The organism is Bacteroides xylanisolvens (genome assembly GCF_018289135.1).
GTDB lineage: Bacteria > Bacteroidota > Bacteroidia > Bacteroidales > Bacteroidaceae > Bacteroides > Bacteroides xylanisolvens.
Window position 1 is genome coordinate 1,944,071 of sequence record NZ_CP072216.1, and the last position, 19,385, is coordinate 1,963,455.

Sequence of the window (19,385 nt, forward strand, 5' to 3'; positions counted from 1 at the left end):
TTTTTAATCCAGCTTCAGTACGGCGAGGAAGGCTTTCTGCGGCACTTCCACGTTACCGATTTGTTTCATTCGTTTTTTACCTCTTTTCTGTTTTTCAAGCAGTTTACGTTTACGGCTCACGTCGCCACCATAACACTTCGCGGTCACATCCTTACGAACCGCCTTAATGGTTTCACGAGAAATAATCTTCGCTCCGATAGCTGCCTGAATGGCAATATCAAACTGTTGACGCGGAATAAGTTCCTTCAACTTCTCACACATCCGGCGTCCCATATCGTAAGCATTGTCAATATGCGTCAAAGTGGAAAGCGCATCCACAGGCTCACCGTTCAAGAGGATATCCAACTTCACCAGTTTGGAAGTACGGAAACCATTCGGATGATAATCAAACGAAGCATACCCTTTAGAAATACTCTTCAACTTATCATAAAAGTCAATCACAATTTCTCCCAAAGGCATATTATAATAGATTTCCACCCGGTTACCGGAGATATATTCCTGTTTGATCAATTCACCACGTTTACCCAGACAAAGCGTCATGATAGGGCCGATATAATCGGTAGTAGTAATAATAGATGCTTTGATATACGGCTCTTCGATATGGTCAATCATCGTCGGGTCGGGCATACCACCAGGGTTATGCACTTCCTTCATATTACCTTGTTTATCATATATATGGTAAGAAACGTTCGGCACCGTAGTAATCACATTCATATCAAACTCACGGTCCAAGCGCTCCTGCACAATCTCCATGTGGAGCAATCCGAGGAAACCACAACGGAAGCCAAAACCCAAAGCCAACGAAGATTCCGGCTGGAAAGTCAAAGACGCGTCATTCAACTGCAACTTCTCCAAAGACGCACGGAGATCTTCAAAATCCTCCGCTTCAATCGGATAAACTCCGGCAAACACCATCGGCTTCACTTCCTCAAAACCGGCAATAGCCTTTTCACACGGACGGGCAATATGCGTAATGGTATCTCCCACTTTCACCTCTTTGGAAGTTTTGATACCGGAAATAATATATCCTACATCTCCCGTACGAAGTTCGTTACGAGGCACCATATCCATTTTCAACACCCCTACTTCATCGGCGTCATACTCTTTTCCCGTATTGAAGAACTTCACCTTGTCTCCCTTGCGAATCATACCGTTTTCGATCTTGAAATAGGCTATAATTCCGCGGAAAGAATTAAATACAGAGTCGAAAATCAAAGCCTGCAACGGAGCCTCTTCATCTCCTTCCGGATGAGGAATCCGCTCAATCACAGCCGCCAGTATCTCTTCCACTCCCATCCCCGTTTTGCCGGACGCACGGATTACTTCCTCCCGTTTGCAGCCCAACAATTCAACGATCTCATCTTCCACTTCTTCGGGATTGGCGCTCGCCATGTCACATTTATTAATCACCGGAATAATCTCAAGGTCATGCTCAATAGCCATATACAGATTTGAAATCGTCTGCGCCTGCACTCCCTGGGAAGCATCGACAATCAGCAACGCACCTTCACACGCAGCAATAGAACGCGATACCTCATACGAAAAGTCCACATGTCCCGGGGTGTCAATCAAGTTAAGGATATACTTTTCACCCTGATAAGTATATTCCATCTGGATAGCATGGCTCTTGATAGTGATCCCTCTTTCCTTCTCCAGATCCATATTATCAAGCATCTGCCCGGAAGTAACCTGAATGGTATGTGTAAACTCCAACAAACGGTCAGCCAAAGTCGACTTACCGTGGTCAATATGAGCAATAATGCAAAAGTTGCGTATATTCTTCATTCTGAATTCTTATTATTTTATCTTTTTGGTGTGCAAAGATACGTAAATGGCGGAATAAAAAAAAATGCGTTGATAACATTATGATTATGTACCAACGCATTTTTTTATTGCTTAAGTGAGTTACTCGCTTAGATCAATTTGATGAAGAGTTCACCTTCAACTTCTTCCACAGAGACTTTGTCTTCTCTCAATAACCAGCCAAGGCCGAGAAACAGATCTTTGTCAACCAATTTAGTTGCTTTTTTAAGCTGCTTGGCAGTCATTCCTTCTGTTTCGTTCAGTGCATTCCAGATAGTACCTGCAATTACACCAGCTTTTTCTTTCAACATTTGCTTTGCAATTTTAGTTAGACATGCTTAAAATCTTTCCAGCCATAAAGACTTTCAGATTTTATTTCGGAGGCAAAGATAGTTATTTTTATGTTATATAACACTTTATTGAGCACTTTTTTACCGTTTTTGTAATAAAAAAGCATTTTAGGAGCTCATTTTGGATGCTTTTCGAGATATTCAGACCAAATTCTTGCCGCTTCCTCAACCATTTTTGCACAGGGACGCTTGCTATAATATTGAGCAGTACGCTCTTCCGGAATAGTGGAGACGGGCTCTTTTTTCTTTAATCCCAACAATTCGCCACAAATCAGCGAGCCGTTACGCTTCTTAAATTCAGCCGCCAGTTCTTGCACTACCGCATAATTGGCAGCTTTTCCTTCCCGGTCAGTTGCTTCCGTAGCACCGGTTTCCAAGCCTGCCACCAGAAACATGCCGCAGGCAGCTCCACACGTTTCACGCATCCGTCCGATGCCCCCGCCAAAAGAAGCACTCATACGCAATGCCTGTTCCTGTGTAAATCCATACATGTCCGCAAAAGCCGCTACCACCGACTGTGAGCAGTTATATCCACTCTTAAAAAGCTCCACTGCTTTCTGTATTCTATCTTCCATAAACTATTTTGCATTTTTATTTTGTGCAAAAGTATAAAAAAGTATCTTTGTACCGGATAGGGCGTAAAGATTAAAATCAAAAAAAAGAAAATATGAACAAAACTATTTCATATAAAGAATCAACAGCCATTGCCATCCAAGCTATGATGAGCGCAGCCAGAAAGGATGAATATGCCGATAGGAAAAGAAAAAGTAATTTCCCTCAAAACAGAAAGAAACGTGATGTCACTCTCAAGGACATACGTGAATGGAACAAAAGAAGGAATTATAAAGAAGACACAGGAATTACAATCAACGCGATGATGGAATCAGCCGTCAAAGATCCGTATGTAGATCTGAATCCACCATCCAAATTTTAAAAAGCTAAAATATATATGGCTACAACATTTGACATCCAACTACCTCATTATTCGCGCGGATTTCACCTAATCACGCGCGATATTGTCTCACAGCTACCCGCACTTCCTGAAAGCGGCCTGCTGGTAGTCTTTATCAAACACACTTCTGCCGGACTGACCATCAACGAAAATGCAGACCCGGACGTACGGCATGACTTTCAGACGTTTTTTAATAAACTCGTTCCCGACGGTGCTCCCTACTTCATCCATACCCTTGAAGGCCCTGACGATATGAGTGCCCATATAAAAGCCTCCCTGATAGGAAGCTCGGTCACCATCCCCATCAAAAACCACCGTTTGAACTTAGGTACATGGCAAGGCGTCTACCTCGGCGAGTTTCGCGACGGAGGAGACACCCGTAAATTGAGTATTACCATTCTATAATATTTCCAGAGCCATCGGACAATGGTCGGAATGTACGGCCTCATTCAAAATATACGCCCGTTTCAACAGCGGGCGTACCGGTTCGCTGACCATACAATAATCAATTCTCCAGCCTTTATTCTTGGCACGCGAATTAAAACGATAGCTCCACCAGGTATATTCCTGTTTCTCCGGACAAAGCGTACGAAAAGAGTCCACATATCCCGCAGACAGGAAACGCGTCATCCATTCCCGTTCTTCAGGAAGAAAACCGCTGTTGGTCGCGTTCCGGACAGGGTCATGAATATCAATCGGCTCGTGACAGATATTATAATCGCCGCAAAGAATCAAGTTGGGACGAGACTTCTGCAACTCCATCACATATTTCTGGAAATCTTCCAACCAGACCATTTTAAAGGCCTGGCGTTCATCTCCGCTCGTTCCCGAAGGATGGTAAACGCTGACTACCGACAAGTCTCCGAAGTCCGCACGGATGAAACGTCCTTCATTATCGTATGCTTCCATTCCCATCCCATATTCCACATGGTCCGGTTCCCGCTTGGTAAGTATGGCCACTCCACTGTATCCCTTCTTCTGCGCCGAGTACAAATAAGACTTGTAGCCCAATGCTTCAAACACTTCTCCCGGATATTGGTCCGGTTGCAGTTTCGTCTCTTGCAGACAAAGAATATCAGGATTCTCCTGTGCCAGCCATTCCGGTAACCCTTTAGATACGGCTGCACGTAGTCCGTTCACATTATAAGTAATAATTTTCATCATTCTATATTTATAAGTTCATGTTCATTTTATGAAAACAAAAGCATAATGTTCAGTACCGAAACGATAATAGCAATCGAGTACAACACGAACGTACTCCAACGACTATTGACATAATCGCCCATCACCTTTCGGGAAGACGTCAGTCCCACCTGTAAGAACACGGTGAAAGGCAATTGAATACTAAGTACCATCTGCGAAATAATCAATCCTTTAAAAGGATCTCCAATAAAGAAAATCAGCAATAAGGCAATTCCCAAAGACAAGAGAACTCCCACCTGCGAGTGACTGTCCTTGATATGATAAGACTCGCCGAAAATACCTGCAAAAATAGAACCTGCCGCCATTCCGCTCGTAATAGTTGACGAAATGCCCGCCATCAGCAATGCCAATGCAAATACAATTGCCGCATTACTTCCCAATAAAGGTTCGAGCAAAGACTTAGCCTGTTGCAGTTCCTCTACCTGAATACCGCTTTTAAAGAAAGTGGCGGCCGCCAGCAGAATCATGGCACTGTTAATCGCCCAACCGACAATCATTGAGAAAAGAGTGTCAAACAACTCATATTTCAATACCTTCTTAATAGAAGCATCATCTTTCTTATTGTACTCGTGACTCTGTATCACCTCCGAATGAAGGAACAGATTATGAGGCATCACTACCGCTCCCAACACACTCATGATAATCAGCATACTACCTTTCGGGAAAGAAGGAGTCACCCACCCCGCCGTTGCAGCCGGCCAGTCTATTTCCACCAGAAACAACTCATAAATAAATGAAAGCCCGATAACAGAAACGAACGCAATGATGGAACGTTCTATCTTTTTATACGAATTAGTGAAAAGCATGATGGAGACAAAAAGCGTAGTCAATACAGCTCCCCATATAATAGGAATATCCAATAACATTTCCAACGCGATGGCACCTCCCAGAATTTCCGCCAGGGAAGTAGAGATCGACGCCAGTACTGCTGTGCCAAGAATAGGTCGTGACACCCATTTAGGAGTGTACTTAGTGGCCGCCTCCGAAAGGCAAAGTCCGGTAACGATTCCCAAGTGAGCAACGTTGTGCTGAAGGACAATCAGCATGATAGTAGACAAGGTAACCACCCAAAGCAAGGAATAGCCGAATTCGGAACCGGCGGCGAAATTAGAAGCCCAGTTTCCCGGATCAATAAATCCTACAGTAACCAGTAGCCCCGGACCAATATATTTAAAAACATCCAGTCCACCCAGATAGCGTTTATGATCTTTGCGTCTTAAGTCTTGAAAAATATTCTTCATTTTTGCATAATAGTTTATCCAGTACAAATATACTTATAAATAACGAGTGAGAATCAATTTTAGTTCAAAATACCGACCAATAAGTAGATGACCTATGGACACAGATGATACACTAATTATGAGAACATTATTATAAAAGGGTTGAGTAAGGACTACTCGAGAAAAGGAAATAAGGACTTTCTGCAAAAAAAATGACCTCCGACAAACCAATTGCCAGAGGCCACAAATCAATATATAATTTACATAAATGAAGATCAATCAATATCCCATCTCATGCAATGCATGACATAATTGATCGGGACAAGATGTCGGCCTGCCACCACAACGCACTCCTTCAAGTTTTGCGATCACCTCCTCCACCTTCATTCCTCTCACAAGGCGGGAAATACCTTGAAGGTTACCATTACATCCTCCCCAGAAAGCAACTTCCTTCACCACTCCATCTTCCACATTCAGTTCGATATTCGTGCTGCAAGTTCCCTGGGTCTTATAAACATATTCCATAACCTTACTTTACTCTTCACCCTCTTCCGGTTGCATGTTGGTATAGACAGTCTGCACATCATCAAATTCTTCCAGACGTTCGATCATCTTATCCAATGTTTCGCGTTGTTCCGGAGTAACCTCTTTCAAGTCGTTCGGGATATAAGTGAAGTCTCCACCGACATCTTCAAACCCACATTCTTCCAAATGCTTCTGAATAGCGGCGTAGCTCTTAGGATTACCATAGATAGTAATTGTTCCCTCTTCATCATCTTCTTCATATTCATCTTCCACGTCATAGTCGATCAGATCGAGAATCAGTTCTTCCATATCCAATCCGTCTTTCTTCTTGAAAGTGAACACACATTTGTGGTCGAAAAGGAACGCAAGAGAACCCATTGTACCCAGATTGCCACCGAACTTATTGAATACCGAACGAACATCAGCCACCGTACGAGTTGTGTTGTCTGTCAATGTGTCTACAAACACAGCAATACCGTGAGGGCCGTATCCTTCATAAGTCATGCTCTTGTAGTCGCTCTGGTCTTTACCCATTGCGTTTTTGATAGCACGTTCAATGTTATCCTTCGGCATGTTTTCACGCTTACAAGTAGCGATCACCGAACGCAGCGTCGGGTTGTTTTCTGGTTCCGGACCGCCTGCCTTTACAGCGATAGCGATTTGTTTACCCAGTCTTGTAAAAGTTTTAGCCATGTGGCCCCATCTTTTCAGTTTAGCGGCCTTTCTATATTCAAATGCTCTTCCCATTGGTTTATATTTTTAATAATGACAATTTTAAGTTTATCTAAGTTTGGCACCCAGTTTATCTTCCAGGTTCTTCACCAGTTTCGACATGATCTTATCAATCATCTTATCATTCAAAGTCTGGTTTTCATCCTGAAGCAGGAAGCTCACCGCATACGACTTCTTACCCGCTTCGAGGTTCTTACCTTCATATACATCGAAGAGTTCCACTTCTTTCAACAGCTTCTTCTCTGTTTCGTATGCAATCTTTTCGATTTCGGCAAATTGTATATTCTTATCAAGCAACAATGCCAAGTCGCGTTTCACAGCAGGGAATTTGGATATTTCCTTGTAGCTGATCTTCACAGAACGGATGGCTTTCATCAATTCCTTCCAGTTCAAGTCGGCGTAATATACTTCATTGTCGATATCAAATGCTTTCAACAGCTTCTTAGTTACAATACCGAAAGAAGCAAGACGTTTTCCGCCCTTTGTGTTGACAGAGAGTGCGGCAGCAAAAACATCGTCTGTCAGATTACCTACAACCAGATTGTGCAAATCCAGTCCCAGACGCTTTAATATATTTTCTACGTACGCTTTCAATTCATACACCGAACTATTTTCATCCGCATGCGCCCATGAATTGGAAACCTTCTTACCGGTTACCCACAAGCCCAGGTGATAATCTTCCGAATAAGGAGCCAGTACCTTCTCTTCGTTCTTCTTGTCAGCATTGAAATAATAACAGTTACCGAATTCGAAGAATTTCAAATCAGCGTTCTTACGATTGGCGTTATGAGCAATGCTTTCCAGTCCGCCGAACAGCAAAGTCTGACGCATAGCGTTCAAATCAGCACTCAACGGATTGAGCAACATCACCAGGTGATTGGACGGATAAGCCTCCAACCCATCATAATAAGCAGCACGAGTCAGTGAGTTGTTCAGAATTTCATTGAATCCGCAACCCACCAATTGCTCTGCAATCAGATTCTGTAATTTATTTGACTTGTCGTGCTCACCCTTTGTAGTCAGACTGGAGTTCAGCGTAGTCGGAATTTCCACATTATTATATCCATAGATACGAAGAATATCTTCAATCACATCGCAATCACGCTGCACGTCTACACGATAAGGAGGAACAGCCAGTGTCAGTCCTTCTGCCGTTTCATTGGTAATCTTCATTTCCAGGCTGGTCACAATGCTCTTGATTGTCTCTACCGGAATCACTTTACCTACCAAAGAATGTACTTTTTCGTAAGCAAGATCGACGATAAAATCCTGTGCAGGAGTAGTGAATACATCTTTTATTTCAGAAGAAATCGTACCGCCAGCCAGTTCTTTCACCATCAAAGCAGCCAGTTTCAAGCAATAAATCACACCGTTCGGATCGATACCACGTTCGAAACGGAAAGAAGCATCCGTATTCAAGCCATGACGACGAGCCGTCTTACGCACCCATGTAGGATGGAAATAAGCACTTTCGATGAATACGTCTGTCGTAGCTTCCGTAGAACCGGAGTCCAGTCCACCGAATACGCCGGCAATACACATGGCCTCTTCCTTGTTGCAAATCATCAGGTCGCGTTCGTTCAACTTACGTTCCACTTCATCCAGCGTAACGAACGGAGTACCTTCGGGCATTGTTTTCACAATCACTTCGTTGCCTTTAATCTTTCCGGCATCGAAGCAATGCAACGGCTGACCGAAAGCATGAACGATATAGTTCGTAATATCCACTACATTATTAATAGGACGCACACCGATCAGGCGCAATTTGTTTTGCAGCCATTCCGGACTCTCCTTCACTGTTACACCTTTCACGGTAACACCGGCATAATGCGGACAAGCTTCGCTGTTTTCAACCTTCACTTCGATATTCAAGTCATGGTTTTCCACTTTAAAGCCATCCACTGACGGGCGTTGTAAAGTTGCCTGACGACCGTTCTGAATCAGATAAGCATACAGGTCACGAGCTACCCCATAGTGAGAGCAGGCATCCGCACGGTTAGGCGTGATATCCACTTCCAGTACATAATCGCTCTTGATATTATAATAATCCTTGGCAAGCGTACCCGGAACAGCAGTTTCCGGCAATACGATGATACCTGCATGATCCGTACCGATCCCAATTTCGTCTTCAGCACAAATCATACCTGTAGATTCTACCCCACGGATTTTTGATTTCTTGATGGTAAAACATTCGTCACCGTCATAAAGTTTCGTACCTAAAGTAGCTACCACCACTTTCTGTCCGGCAGCCACATTCGGGGCACCACAAACAATCTGTACCGGTTCACCGTCTCCCAGATTAACAGTAGTAATATGCAAATGGTCAGAGTTAGGATGTTCCGTGCAGGTCAGCACTTCACCGATCACAAGTCCTTCCAAACCACCTTTAATGGTTTGCACTTCTTCTACACCACCTGTTTCCAAGCCGATAGAAGTCAACGCAGCAGCCGTTTCATCGGGCGTCAGGTCGAAGTTGACATACTCTTTCAGCCAGTTATAAGAGATATTCATATACTTAATTTTTTATTGTTTCTCAAAAAGATTCGCAAAGTTAATAAGATTTTTCGGTTGACCGAGAAGGTTTGATAAAAAATTGCGCGTTATTTCACCACAAAGGACGCAACTAGAACGGCAAAGGTCCATCCCCCGGTGCTCCGAACGGATTCGCTGTCTGCGGTGCAAAATCAGGCGCGGGAGGAGGAGGCATCGAGCCGGCATCACCTGTATTCATCTTCGATCCTAACATAGCCCCGGCAGGCTCACCCGGCATCGGGATAACCATATCGTCCTCCGGATTGGAGAAACGGGTAAATTCTCCCTTAAACCGGAGCAGCACCTCGCCTACCGCACCATTACGATGCTTGGCGATGACAATCTCCGCCATACCACGCAGGTCATTACCACGATCATCCTGATAAATCTTATAGTATTCCGGACGGTGGATAAAGCACACCATATCGGCATCCTGCTCGATGGCTCCCGATTCACGAAGGTCACTCAACTGCGGACGTTTACCATCAATACCTTCACGACTTTCCACACCACGATTCAACTGCGACAGTGCGATAATCGGAATATTCAACTCTTTCGCCAGTCCTTTCAACGAACGGGAAATGGTACTAACCTCTTCCTGGCGGCTACCAAACGCCATACCGCTCGCATTCATCAACTGAAGGTAGTCAATAATAATGATTCTCACCCCATGTTCACGTACCAGACGACGCGCTTTTGTTCGAAGTTCAAATACAGACAGAGACGGAGTATCATCCACGTAAAGCGGTGCATCCATCAGATTCTTCAGTTTATAGTCCAATTGCTGCCATTCATAATTTGCCAACTGTCCACTTTTGATCTTCTCACTCGGAATCTCACAGACATTCGCAATCAAACGGTTCACCAACTGAACGTTACTCATTTCAAGCGAGAACAACGCCACCGGGTTCCGATAATCGACAGCAATATTCTTAGCCATAGAAAGGACAAAGGCGGTCTTACCCATCGCAGGACGTGCAGCGATAATGATAAGGTCGGAATTCTGCCAACCGGAAGTCATCTTGTCGAGCTTTGTAAAACCACTCTCAAGACCACTCAAACCGTCGGTTCGCGCCGCAGCCTTCTGAATCAGCTTATAGGCTTCGTCAATCACCGGATTGATCTGCGTATAATCCTTTTTCATGTTCTGCTGCGAAATCTCAAAAAGTTTACCTTCCGCTTCCTGCATCAAGTCGTCCACATCCAGCGTTTCATCAAACGCCTTACTCTGGATATTGCTTGTAAACGTAATCAACTCACGCGCCAAAGATTTTTGCGCAATAATACGGGCGTGATACTCAATATGCGCTGATGAAGCCACCTTACTACTCAATTGAGTAATATAGAACGGGCCTCCCACCTCTTCCAATTCTCCGCGTTTGCTAAGTTGTTCCTTTACAGTCAGAATATCCACCGGTTTCTGATTCACCGCAAGATCGGTGATAGCAGAATAAATCAACTGATGCCGGTGTTCGTAAAAAGATTCGGGACGAAGAATCTCACTCACCAATGAGTAAGCATCCTTTTCAATCATCAAAGCTCCCAGAACTGCTTCTTCCAATTCAGGTGCCTGTGGCTGAATACGTCCATAATCATTTACCGGTTGTACCTTAGTAGACTTTGTATTGCGGGTATTTCTTTTCTGTTCGGCCATCGAGGTATTTACTATTTTACAATTTACTATTTACTATTTTACGACTAGACAGACTCCTTTATAACAGAGTTTTTCCAGTCGGGACGACAAAGATAGAATATAATCATGAAGAATGGATAAGGAAAAATGAAGATTTTACTAACTTTGCTCCCGAATTACATTCAACACATGATTAATTGTCATGTGCGGCACTGCAAATAGTAAATCGTAAATTGTAAAATAGTAAATAACCTTATGCTCGCTTTTCCTAATATCAAAATAAACCTGGGACTTTCCATCACGGAAAAACGCCCGGACGGATATCACAATCTGGAAACCGTTTTCTATCCGGTAGCCCTCGAAGACGCTCTCGAAATCCGTACTTCTTCTGAAACAGAAAAGAAGATTATCCTCCACCAGTATGGCATGGAGATAGCCGGCAATCCGGAAGACAACCTGGTGGCAAAGGCCTATTCATTGCTGGATAAGGAGTTTCATCTTCCCCCTGTCGAAATTCATTTATATAAGCATATTCCCTCGGGAGCCGGACTGGGGGGCGGTTCATCCGATGCCGCTTTTATGCTGAAGTTGCTCAATGATCATTTTCAGCTGGAATTATCTGAAGAACAGCTGGAGGTATATGCCGCCACTTTGGGAGCGGACTGTGCTTTCTTTATTAAAAACAAGCCGACCTATGCCGAAGGGATCGGAAACCTGTTCTCACCAATCGAGCTTTCATTAAGCGGTTACCAAATCATGATCGTCAAGCCGAACGTTTTCGTTTCTACCCGGGAAGCCTTTTCAAATATCCACCCGCACCGTCCGGAATATCCGGTCAAAGAGGCAATCCTGCGTCCAGTTGCAGAATGGAAGGATATCCTAATCAATGATTTTGAAGCAAGTGTATTCCCGCAACATCCCGTTATCGAAGAAATCAAAGAAGAGCTCTATCATCAAGGAGCAATCTACGCATCCATGAGCGGCTCCGGCTCTTCAGTGTTCGGACTGTTCGCCCCCGGAACTTCTTTACCGGAAACAATGGGAGAAAGCGACGTTTTCTGTTTCAAAGGAAAGCTATAAACATAGTTTTGTTCGCCCATACTGGGCGAACAAAAAACGGTACCACGACTCACGTCGTAGTACCGTCACAACACAAACACAAAATAAAACACGACAAAACTACTATGCAATCTTTCCTGTCTATGCCGGGGAGGCATAAGTACTATTTACGTATATTCGCATACTCATAAACAGCTTCAGGTCGATTAGCATCAGATAAACAAATCGCATGCACGATTTGTTTAATCTTTTATGTTTATTTTAAAACAAATCTCTTTTATTGAATCCCTCTTTCACGGAGTTTCAGCTGCCAGTTCCATGCAGAACGTAAAGTATCTTCCAAAGTTTCTACAGCCTTCCAACCCAGTTCCTGGTTTGCAAAATCCGGATTCGCCCAAACTTTTTCAATGTCGCCTGCACGACGTCCGACAATCTGATAATTCAATTTTACGCCGGTGGCTTTTTCAAAGCCATTTATTAATTCCAATACAGAAACGCCACGTCCTGTACCGATATTGAACACTTCCACTTTTTCTTTTTGTGTCTTTTCCAAGATACGACGAATAGCAATCACGTGGGCTTTAGCCAAGTCAACAACATTGATAAAGTCACGGATACAAGAACCGTCCGGTGTATCATAATCGTCACCAAACACGCTAAGTTTCTCACGGATACCGATGGCTGTCTGGGTCAGATATGGAATCAGGTTTTGAGGAACCCCGTTAGGCAGTTCACCCAGCAATGCAGTAGGATGCGCGCCAATCGGGTTGAAATAGCGCAACATGATCGCATTGATCGGAGCACCTGAAGCTACCGTATCACGAATAATCTCTTCATTGATCTGTTTCGTATTTCCGTATGGCGATTCCGCTTTCTTGATCGGAGCTTTTTCCGTTACCGGTAGTTCATCCGGCTGGCCGTATACTGTACAGGAAGAAGAGAACACAATACCTTCTACTCCATGTTTTGGCATCAGTTCGAGAAGGTTAATCAAAGAAACCAGGTTATTACGGTAGTAAAGCAACGGTTTCTGTACCGATTCTCCTACTGCTTTGCTCGCTGCAAAGTGAATGATCGCCTTAATTCCTTTATATTTTGTAAATACTGCATCAAGACCAGCAAAGTCCAGACAATCCAGCTTTTCAAAAACTGGGCGAATACCGGAAACTTTCTCTATATTGTCAACAACATCAGCACTTGAATTTGATAAATTATCGATGATGATTACTTCATATCCACTGTTTTGTAGTTCTACAACAGTATGAGACCCTATGTATCCTGTCCCGCCTGTTACTAAAATTCTTTCTTTCATATACTTTATAAAAATGGTTAGTTTCTCGGCTTATCATTGTTTGAGTTACAAATGTATGGAAATAAAATGGAATAGCAATAATTTGCCACAATTTTATTTGCTGAAAAGTAATTTAGGTACGATTGGGTGGCAATCAGGTATAAAAAAGAATTGGAAACTCAAAGCTGTATGACCCATACAGCAGAGCTTCCAATCCCCTATTTAATTATCAACTGTAAATCCTTACACCACGCCGGAGAATCCCATGAATGCCATAGCAAGCAAACCGGCGGTAATCAAGGCAATCGGAGTGCCTTGCATTCCTTTAGGTACTTTCACGAGGCTCATCTGTTCGCGCAATCCGGCAAAAAGCACCAGTGCCAGACCGAAACCGATGGCCGTAGAAAACGCGTACACAACACCTGTCAGCAGGTCGTAGTCTTTCTGAATCACCAGGATAGCCACACCAAGAATACAACAGTTGGTTGTAATCAGCGGCAAGAACACACCCAACGCCTGATACAGAGCAGGCGATACTTTTTTCAGAATGATTTCCACCATCTGCACCAATCCGGCAATGACCAGAATGAACGTAATCGTCTGCAAATATCCCAGCCCGAAAACATCCAACACAAATTTCTGAATCAGGAAGGTAACGATGGTAGCGATGGTCAACACGAAAGCAACCGCAGCGCTCATACCCATCGCAGTTTCTACTTTCTTAGATACGCCCAGGAACGGACAGATACCCAGGAACTGCGACAACACGATGTTGTTTACAAAGATTGCCGAAATAAATATCAATATATATTCCATATTCTTTTCTTATTTAATTGAATTAGGCTTTCTTGAAACTGTTAATCAGCGCAATGAGGTATCCCAAAGCGATGAAAGCGCCCGGAGCCAATACAAACACCAACATTCCATATTCTTCCGGCATGATGGTCAAATCGAAGATTTTACCGGTTCCCAAAAACTCGCGGACAGCACCCAGCAAGGTTAGGGCGATGGTAAAGCCAAGCCCCATACCGATACCGTCGAACATAGAAGCAACTGCGTTATTCTTGGCAGCGAAGGCTTCGGCACGTCCCAGTACAATACAGTTCACTACAATCAACGGAATGAAAAGACCGAGTGTAGCATACAGTCCCGGCACGTAAGCCTGCATCACCATTTGAAGCAAGGTCACGAAGGATGCGATCACCACAATAAACGATGGGATACGCACCATGTCCGGAATCAGGTTCTTTATTAAAGAAATCACCACATTCGAGCAGATCAATACGAACATGGTAGCCAGTCCCATACCCATACCATTGATAGCCGACGACGTAGTACCCAATGTAGGACACATACCGAGCAGGAGTACAAACGTAGGATTCTCTTTAATAATCCCGTTCATCATTACTTTAAAGTTATTCATATCTGTCTCCTTTCTTATTTAGCACTGACTGAATCAGTTAGTTCAACTTTAATCGTAGCTCCCGTAGCAGCGTCAGCAGCATCTGCGTCCGCGCCTTTCGCTTTTTGAGAAGCACCGGTTACCCCGTTCACTTCCCCGCCTTCGGCCTTATAGGCTTGATAAGCAGCATTCACGGCATTCAAGAAAGCGCGTGAAGTAATGGTAGAAGCTGTGATGGCATCCACTGCTCCCCCATCTTTACTGACGGTCAACGGAGCTTCACCCGGATTCATACCCAAAATAGATTTCGTACTCTCTTCGTGAGATACTGCCTTTTCTCCTTTCGCAGGATCATACGCTCCGAACCATTTGTCGGCTTTAGAGCCCAATCCCGGAGTTTCCGTGTGAGCCAACAGAGAGTAGTTATAGATTTTCCCTTCGGCATTAAAGCCTACCAGCACTTTCAGTTCACCGCCAAATCCCATTGATTTAGCTTCGACAGCGGTTCCTACAAGTTCTTCACCGTTCTTAGCCGGATAAACGATAAAGTCAACATTCTTCTTTCCGTCTTTCTCACTGAAGATCGTATCGCTTTCCGCTACCGGATTATTGGTAAATTCGGGAAGAACCTTTTTCAAGGCCTCGTTCAGTGTCTTCGCGTTCGCTTCGGCAATGGGGCCTTTTGTCAGTTCATTTACATAAGCCAGCAACGCAACGGAAATAGCAGTCACTCCCGTAAGTACCAGCAACATATTCTTTAAAGATGATTCTAACTTTTTCATTTCTTCTTCGCTACCTCCCCAAAGCGTTTTGGTTTACAATAGGTGTTAATCAGCGGAGTGAACGCATTCATAATCAGGATGGCGAACGACATACCTTCGGGATAGGCGCCGAACAGACGGATAACTACCGTCAGCAGACCGATACATACACCATAGATCAGCATCCCTTTCTTACTCATCGGAGAAGTCACATAGTCGGTTGCCATAAAGACAGCACCCAGCATCAGACCACCGGAAAGCAACTGCAATACCGGAGAAACGTATTTTTCCGGATCTGCCAGGTGCATGATGCCTGCAAAGACAAACACAGTAGCCAGGATAGACACAGGAATATGCCAGGTGATGATTTTCTTCCAGAGCATATAAACGAGTCCGATCAGCAGAGCCAGCGCACTCACTTCACCCAAGCATCCGCCATTCTGTCCGATCAGCAAGGTCAATGCGTCCGGAATCTGGCTTAAAGCGGCAGTGTCACCGTAAATGGCTTGCTTCATCAAGGCCAGCGGAGTGGCACCGGTGGTAGCATCCGTATAAGCGGTTAACTGTCCGACTACCGGCCAGCTGGTCATCTGCACCGGGAAAGAAAGCAGCAGGAATACGCGGCCTGCCAATGCCGGGTTGAAAGGATTGCAGCCTAATCCGCCGAAAGACATTTTGCCTACACCGATAGCAAACAGTGCACCGAGGATGATAATCCAGATAGGCAAGTTAGACGGTAAATTAAATGCCAACAACACACCTGTGATGATGGCAGAGCCGTCGCAGATGGTGGTGGTCGGTTTCTTCATTAAATATTTTCCGATCGCCCATTCGAAGAACAAACAAGCCGCAACGGAAGTAGCCGTGACAATCAGGGCACCCAGTCCGAAGAAATAGAGAGACACCAGAAAAGCCGGAATCAGTGCAATCAGCACGCCATACATATTTTTCTGTACGCTGTCTCCGCCATGAACGTGGGGCGATAGTGATACGATTAATTTATTTTCCATATTCGTTATTTTTTAGCTTGACGTGCACGAATCATAGCTCCCACTTTGCCTTTACCCAGACGACAATAGTCGAGCAGCGGACGGTTGGCAGGACAAGTGAACTGGCAAGAGCCGCACTCGATACAATCCATGATTCTTTCTTTTTCCATTGTTTCAAAATCTCCGTTTTCAGACAAGGCTCCGAGCAAGTACGGTTCCAGTCCCATCGGACAGGCACTCACGCACTTCGCGCAACGGATGCAGGTTTGAGCTTCACCACGTTTGGCTTCCTTCCGGTTCATAATCAGGATGCCGGAACTGCCCTTCGCAGTAGGAACCTCGATATTTACCAACGCCTTACCCATCATCGGACCGCCACCGATCACCTTACCCGTATCTTCGGGCAGACCACCGCAAGCGTCAATCAACTGTTTCATCGGTGTACCGATACGGGCCAGGAAATTAGACGGCTTCGCAACCGACTTTCCCGTCACGGTAATCACCCGTTCAAACAACGGTTTATTCTTCTGCACAGCTTCATAAACGGCAAACGCCGTTCCCACGTTCTGCACGACTGCTCCCGTAGAGATAGGCAACGCACCGCTCGCCACCTGACGTTTGGTGATCGCATCGATCAGCTGCTTTTCACCTCCTTGCGGATATTTCACCTTCAAGGGAACGACTTCGATGCCTGCATAGCTGGAAGCTACTTTAGTCATCAGTTCGATAGCATCGGGCTTATTATTTTCGATTCCGATAAATGCCTTATTCACTTTCACCGCTTTCATCAGGATGGAAACACCTACCATGATTTCTTCCGCGTGTTCCAGCATCAGCTGATGGTCGGCAGTCAAATAAGGTTCACATTCTACGGCATTGATAATCACACATTCAGCTTTAAAAGAAGGAGGAGGACAAAGTTTCACCTGTGTAGGGAAACAAGCACCACCCAGACCAACGATTCCGGCATCGGCAATTTTCTTCACGATCTCTTCTGCCGGAAGTTCACATTCCTTCACCAGTGTGGCGCTACGGTCGATTGTTTCTTCCCATTCGTCGCCTTCCACATCGATAAAGATAGCAGGTTTCGCATAACCGCTGGCATCGACAATAGTATCAATCTTCGCCACTTTACCACTGACCGAAGAGTGAATTGCTGCCGAAACAAAGCCGGCAGGTTCAGCAATCTTAGTGCCTACCTTTACCACATCCCCTTTCGCTACAACCGGTTTTGCAGGCGCACCAATGTGCTGCCCCAGCAAAATAACAGCCTTTGCAGGAACTTCCGCTGTGATAATAGGTTGATGTGCCGACAATTTATTTTCGTGTGGATGAACTCCACCAATTGAAAATGTCTTTAACATACAGTTCTGTATTTTATTCTGTTATTATTCTGTTACTTTCGGAGCTTCTGTAGCCTTTTCAGCAGGAGTTTCCACTTTTGCCGCCGGTGCAGGAGTTTCCACCGCTTCTTTAGAAACAGCAGCCGGTTTTGGAGCAGCCGGAGCTTCTTCTTTCGGTTTCCTCGGCGGGAAATTCAATTCGATAATGGTATTCTGCGGACAGACTTCCACACATTTCCGGCAAGATTTACACTTGTGCGGATCGATGTAAGCCAAGTTGTTCTCCAACGTGATAGCTTCGAACGGACAAGTCTTCACGCATTTGCCACAGCCGATACAACTCACCGTACAAGCCTTGCGTGCCACAGCTCCCTTGTCTTTATTCACACAAGAGATATACACACGGCGTGATTTCTTTCCTTGCGGACGGATTTCGATGATCGCCTTCGGACAAGCCTTCACACAGGCACCGCAAGCGGTACATTTCGCTTCATCCACTTCCGGAAGTCCTGTTTCAGGATTCATGTGGATGGCATCGAACTGGCAGGCAGCCACACAGTCACCACACCCCAGACATCCGTAACTACAACCCGTTTCCCCACCATAGAGCGAAGCGGCAATAGCGCAACTCTTCGCACCGTCGTACTGATTAATACGCGGACGATTCATACACGTTCCGTTACATCTTACCACTGCTACCATCGGTTCAGCTTCTCCGGCTGCAAGCCCTAGGATATCAGCAATTTGTGCCATGACAGGCTGTCCGCCTACGGGGCAGAATTTACCATCCAGCGAACCGGCTTTGACGCAAGCGTCGGCAAAGCCGCTACAACCGGGATAGCCACATCCACCACAATTAGCCTGGGGAAGCACTTCTCCCACCTGGGCAATCCGCGGGTCTTCATACACGGCAAATTTCTTGGAAGCCACATAAAGAATAGCGGCCAGCACGAGCGCTATAGCTCCCAATGAAATCACTGCAATCAGAATCAAATTCATAATGTTTTTAGTTATTTATTGGTTTTATAGTAAATGAAAATTGTTGTTTGAGTCGCGTTTTATTGAGCCACAAAACGAAATAATAAGGTATAAGGACAGCCAGAGAAAGAAGTGCTGCATACAACTCATTCTCTATCCACGCCATCAAAAGAAACAATGAAAATATAAGAAGTACGAAAGGAAGTACGAAAGCCAATACCACTGCCATCATGCCCATCGACGTTTCGCCGACCACCATCACCTTCTCTCCCACCTGATAGGAAGAAGCCGCGGTATCTATAATATCTATGATTTTGTCCTTACTATCCGCCGAGGAACAATGCCCCTTTGCGCTACAAGCCGCGCAAGCCGATGTCTGGACAATCCTCACCGACAGATGAGAACCTTGGATGTTTTCCACAATACCTAGATGCTTTATAGTATTATTCGTCATTTTGCAAACTCCGCATTACAAATCGCGGCAAATTTAATCATTATTTGTGAACTACGAAGCATTCCCCCAACTTTTTCTACATAATAAATTGTTATTTTTTGCGTTTTCGTTATCGCACACGGAAAAGATATAGCTACCATTTGATATTTTTCAAGAAT

At 44.7% G+C, this 19,385-nt stretch carries 20 protein-coding genes; 3 read left to right on the forward strand and 17 right to left on the reverse strand.

The features are described from left to right. Positions 1 to 3: 3 nt before the first annotated feature. The 3 genes from lepA to INE92_RS08340 all read right to left on the reverse strand — a co-directional run bounded on the left by lepA (position 4) and on the right by INE92_RS08340 (position 2,728). Positions 4 to 1,785, reverse strand: coding sequence for a translation elongation factor 4 (gene lepA / locus INE92_RS08330; protein ID WP_004312779.1), 1,782 nt, complete (start codon positions 1,783 to 1,785; stop codon positions 4 to 6). A gap of 128 nt (positions 1,786 to 1,913) precedes the next feature. Next, positions 1,914 to 2,114: a winged helix-turn-helix domain-containing protein gene (locus tag INE92_RS08335; protein WP_004295603.1), complete on the reverse strand. Its 201-nt coding sequence runs from the start codon at positions 2,112 to 2,114 to the stop codon at positions 1,914 to 1,916. Between the two features lie 155 nt (positions 2,115 to 2,269). Continuing rightward, complete coding sequence (locus INE92_RS08340; protein WP_004312774.1) at positions 2,270 to 2,728, reverse strand: C-GCAxxG-C-C family protein; 459 nt, start codon at positions 2,726 to 2,728, stop codon at positions 2,270 to 2,272. 92 nt (positions 2,729 to 2,820) lie between these two features. On the opposite strand from INE92_RS08340, the gene INE92_RS08345 reads away from it, so the two are divergent. Beyond that, positions 2,821 to 3,087 (forward strand): hypothetical protein, encoded by a 267-nt coding sequence (locus INE92_RS08345; protein WP_008643710.1) that lies wholly within the window; start codon positions 2,821 to 2,823, stop codon positions 3,085 to 3,087. Positions 3,088 to 3,102: 15 nt separating this feature from the next. After that, entirely contained in the window at positions 3,103 to 3,510 is a 408-nt protein-coding gene (locus tag INE92_RS08350) for a secondary thiamine-phosphate synthase enzyme YjbQ (RefSeq protein WP_008022692.1), read from the forward strand. Here INE92_RS08350 and INE92_RS08355 read toward each other — a convergent pair. The 6 genes from INE92_RS08355 to dnaB all read right to left on the reverse strand — a co-directional run bounded on the left by INE92_RS08355 (position 3,505) and on the right by dnaB (position 10,971). Then, on the reverse strand, positions 3,505 to 4,266 hold the full coding sequence (locus INE92_RS08355; RefSeq protein ID WP_008016274.1) for an exodeoxyribonuclease III: 762 nt from the start codon (positions 4,264 to 4,266) through the stop codon (positions 3,505 to 3,507). The two genes, INE92_RS08350 and INE92_RS08355, sit on opposite strands and share 6 nt — an antisense overlap. 29 nt (positions 4,267 to 4,295) lie before the next feature. After that, positions 4,296 to 5,549, reverse strand: coding sequence for an Nramp family divalent metal transporter (locus INE92_RS08360; protein ID WP_008022695.1), 1,254 nt, complete (start codon positions 5,547 to 5,549; stop codon positions 4,296 to 4,298). Positions 5,550 to 5,807: 258 nt separating this feature from the next. Next, positions 5,808 to 6,053: a TIGR03905 family TSCPD domain-containing protein gene (locus INE92_RS08365; RefSeq protein ID WP_032843626.1), complete on the reverse strand. Its 246-nt coding sequence runs from the start codon at positions 6,051 to 6,053 to the stop codon at positions 5,808 to 5,810. 9 nt (positions 6,054 to 6,062) lie between these two features. Continuing rightward, positions 6,063 to 6,800, reverse strand: a complete 738-nt coding sequence (locus INE92_RS08370; protein WP_008643715.1) for a YebC/PmpR family DNA-binding transcriptional regulator — start codon at positions 6,798 to 6,800, stop codon at positions 6,063 to 6,065. Between the two features lie 33 nt (positions 6,801 to 6,833). Then, positions 6,834 to 9,296: a phenylalanine--tRNA ligase subunit beta gene (gene pheT / locus INE92_RS08375; protein ID WP_004312761.1), complete on the reverse strand. Its 2,463-nt coding sequence runs from the start codon at positions 9,294 to 9,296 to the stop codon at positions 6,834 to 6,836. Between the two features lie 112 nt (positions 9,297 to 9,408). Then, positions 9,409 to 10,971 carry a replicative DNA helicase gene (gene dnaB / locus INE92_RS08380; RefSeq protein ID WP_004312759.1) on the reverse strand — a complete coding sequence of 521 codons (1,563 nt, stop codon included), beginning with the start codon at positions 10,969 to 10,971 and terminating at the stop codon, positions 9,409 to 9,411. A 234-nt stretch (positions 10,972 to 11,205) separates the two neighbouring features. Here dnaB and ispE point away from each other — a divergent pair, with 234 nt between their 5' ends. Then, positions 11,206 to 12,030 carry a 4-(cytidine 5'-diphospho)-2-C-methyl-D-erythritol kinase gene (ispE, locus tag INE92_RS08385; protein WP_015531000.1) on the forward strand — a complete coding sequence of 275 codons (825 nt, stop codon included), beginning with the start codon at positions 11,206 to 11,208 and terminating at the stop codon, positions 12,028 to 12,030. A 256-nt stretch (positions 12,031 to 12,286) separates the two neighbouring features. Here ispE and galE read toward each other — a convergent pair whose 3' ends face one another. The 8 genes from galE to INE92_RS08425 form a co-directional block, all read right to left on the reverse strand. Then, entirely contained in the window at positions 12,287 to 13,321 is a 1,035-nt protein-coding gene (gene galE / locus INE92_RS08390; RefSeq protein WP_004312756.1) for a UDP-glucose 4-epimerase GalE, read from the reverse strand. 222 nt (positions 13,322 to 13,543) lie between these two features. After that, positions 13,544 to 14,116 (reverse strand): electron transport complex subunit RsxA, encoded by a 573-nt coding sequence (gene rsxA, locus INE92_RS08395; protein WP_004303570.1) that lies wholly within the window; start codon positions 14,114 to 14,116, stop codon positions 13,544 to 13,546. A gap of 22 nt (positions 14,117 to 14,138) precedes the next feature. Then, positions 14,139 to 14,723: an electron transport complex subunit RsxE gene (gene rsxE, locus INE92_RS08400; RefSeq protein WP_004295586.1), complete on the reverse strand. Its 585-nt coding sequence runs from the start codon at positions 14,721 to 14,723 to the stop codon at positions 14,139 to 14,141. Between the two features lie 14 nt (positions 14,724 to 14,737). Next, positions 14,738 to 15,484, reverse strand: coding sequence for an RnfABCDGE type electron transport complex subunit G (locus INE92_RS08405; RefSeq protein WP_004309218.1), 747 nt, complete (start codon positions 15,482 to 15,484; stop codon positions 14,738 to 14,740). Further along, positions 15,481 to 16,473, reverse strand: coding sequence for an RnfABCDGE type electron transport complex subunit D (locus tag INE92_RS08410; protein ID WP_004303572.1), 993 nt, complete (start codon positions 16,471 to 16,473; stop codon positions 15,481 to 15,483). Before INE92_RS08410 ends, INE92_RS08405 begins: the two co-directional genes overlap by 4 nt. Positions 16,474 to 16,478: 5 nt before the next feature. Continuing rightward, positions 16,479 to 17,816, reverse strand: coding sequence for an electron transport complex subunit RsxC (rsxC, locus tag INE92_RS08415; RefSeq protein WP_004295583.1), 1,338 nt, complete (start codon positions 17,814 to 17,816; stop codon positions 16,479 to 16,481). A 24-nt stretch (positions 17,817 to 17,840) separates the two neighbouring features. Continuing rightward, a complete protein-coding gene (locus tag INE92_RS08420) occupies positions 17,841 to 18,794 on the reverse strand; it encodes a Fe-S cluster domain-containing protein (protein WP_004295582.1) in 954 nt (317 codons plus the stop codon). A gap of 7 nt (positions 18,795 to 18,801) precedes the next feature. Continuing rightward, complete coding sequence (locus tag INE92_RS08425) at positions 18,802 to 19,227, reverse strand: SoxR reducing system RseC family protein (protein ID WP_004317952.1); 426 nt, start codon at positions 19,225 to 19,227, stop codon at positions 18,802 to 18,804. Between the last annotated feature and the right edge of the window lie 158 nt (positions 19,228 to 19,385).

Excerpts from the sequence above, each read along its gene's own strand:
- INE92_RS08350 (WP_008022692.1), top strand. The coding sequence starts at position 3,103 with ATGGCTACAACATTTGACATCCAACTACCTCATTATTCGCGCGGATTT.
- pheT (WP_004312761.1), bottom strand. The coding sequence starts at position 9,296 with ATGAATATCTCTTATAACTGGCTGAAAGAGTATGTCAACTTCGACCTG.
- INE92_RS08425 (WP_004317952.1), bottom strand. The coding sequence starts at position 19,227 with ATGACGAATAATACTATAAAGCATCTAGGTATTGTGGAAAACATCCAA.
- rsxA (WP_004303570.1), bottom strand. The coding sequence starts at position 14,116 with ATGGAATATATATTGATATTTATTTCGGCAATCTTTGTAAACAACATC.
- INE92_RS08340 (WP_004312774.1), bottom strand. The coding sequence starts at position 2,728 with ATGGAAGATAGAATACAGAAAGCAGTGGAGCTTTTTAAGAGTGGATAT.
- INE92_RS08410 (WP_004303572.1), bottom strand. The coding sequence starts at position 16,473 with ATGGAAAATAAATTAATCGTATCACTATCGCCCCACGTTCATGGCGGA.
- INE92_RS08420 (WP_004295582.1), bottom strand. The coding sequence starts at position 18,794 with ATGAATTTGATTCTGATTGCAGTGATTTCATTGGGAGCTATAGCGCTC.
- INE92_RS08335 (WP_004295603.1), bottom strand. The coding sequence starts at position 2,114 with ATGTTGAAAGAAAAAGCTGGTGTAATTGCAGGTACTATCTGGAATGCA.
- INE92_RS08360 (WP_008022695.1), bottom strand. The coding sequence starts at position 5,549 with ATGAAGAATATTTTTCAAGACTTAAGACGCAAAGATCATAAACGCTAT.
- rsxE (WP_004295586.1), bottom strand. The coding sequence starts at position 14,723 with ATGAATAACTTTAAAGTAATGATGAACGGGATTATTAAAGAGAATCCT.
- rsxC (WP_004295583.1), bottom strand. The coding sequence starts at position 17,816 with ATGTTAAAGACATTTTCAATTGGTGGAGTTCATCCACACGAAAATAAA.
- INE92_RS08355 (WP_008016274.1), bottom strand. The coding sequence starts at position 4,266 with ATGAAAATTATTACTTATAATGTGAACGGACTACGTGCAGCCGTATCT.
- galE (WP_004312756.1), bottom strand. The coding sequence starts at position 13,321 with ATGAAAGAAAGAATTTTAGTAACAGGCGGGACAGGATACATAGGGTCT.
- INE92_RS08345 (WP_008643710.1), top strand. The coding sequence starts at position 2,821 with ATGAACAAAACTATTTCATATAAAGAATCAACAGCCATTGCCATCCAA.
- INE92_RS08405 (WP_004309218.1), bottom strand. The coding sequence starts at position 15,484 with ATGAAAAAGTTAGAATCATCTTTAAAGAATATGTTGCTGGTACTTACG.
- INE92_RS08365 (WP_032843626.1), bottom strand. The coding sequence starts at position 6,053 with ATGGAATATGTTTATAAGACCCAGGGAACTTGCAGCACGAATATCGAA.
- INE92_RS08370 (WP_008643715.1), bottom strand. The coding sequence starts at position 6,800 with ATGGGAAGAGCATTTGAATATAGAAAGGCCGCTAAACTGAAAAGATGG.
- ispE (WP_015531000.1), top strand. The coding sequence starts at position 11,206 with ATGCTCGCTTTTCCTAATATCAAAATAAACCTGGGACTTTCCATCACG.
- dnaB (WP_004312759.1), bottom strand. The coding sequence starts at position 10,971 with ATGGCCGAACAGAAAAGAAATACCCGCAATACAAAGTCTACTAAGGTA.
- lepA (WP_004312779.1), bottom strand. The coding sequence starts at position 1,785 with ATGAAGAATATACGCAACTTTTGCATTATTGCTCATATTGACCACGGT.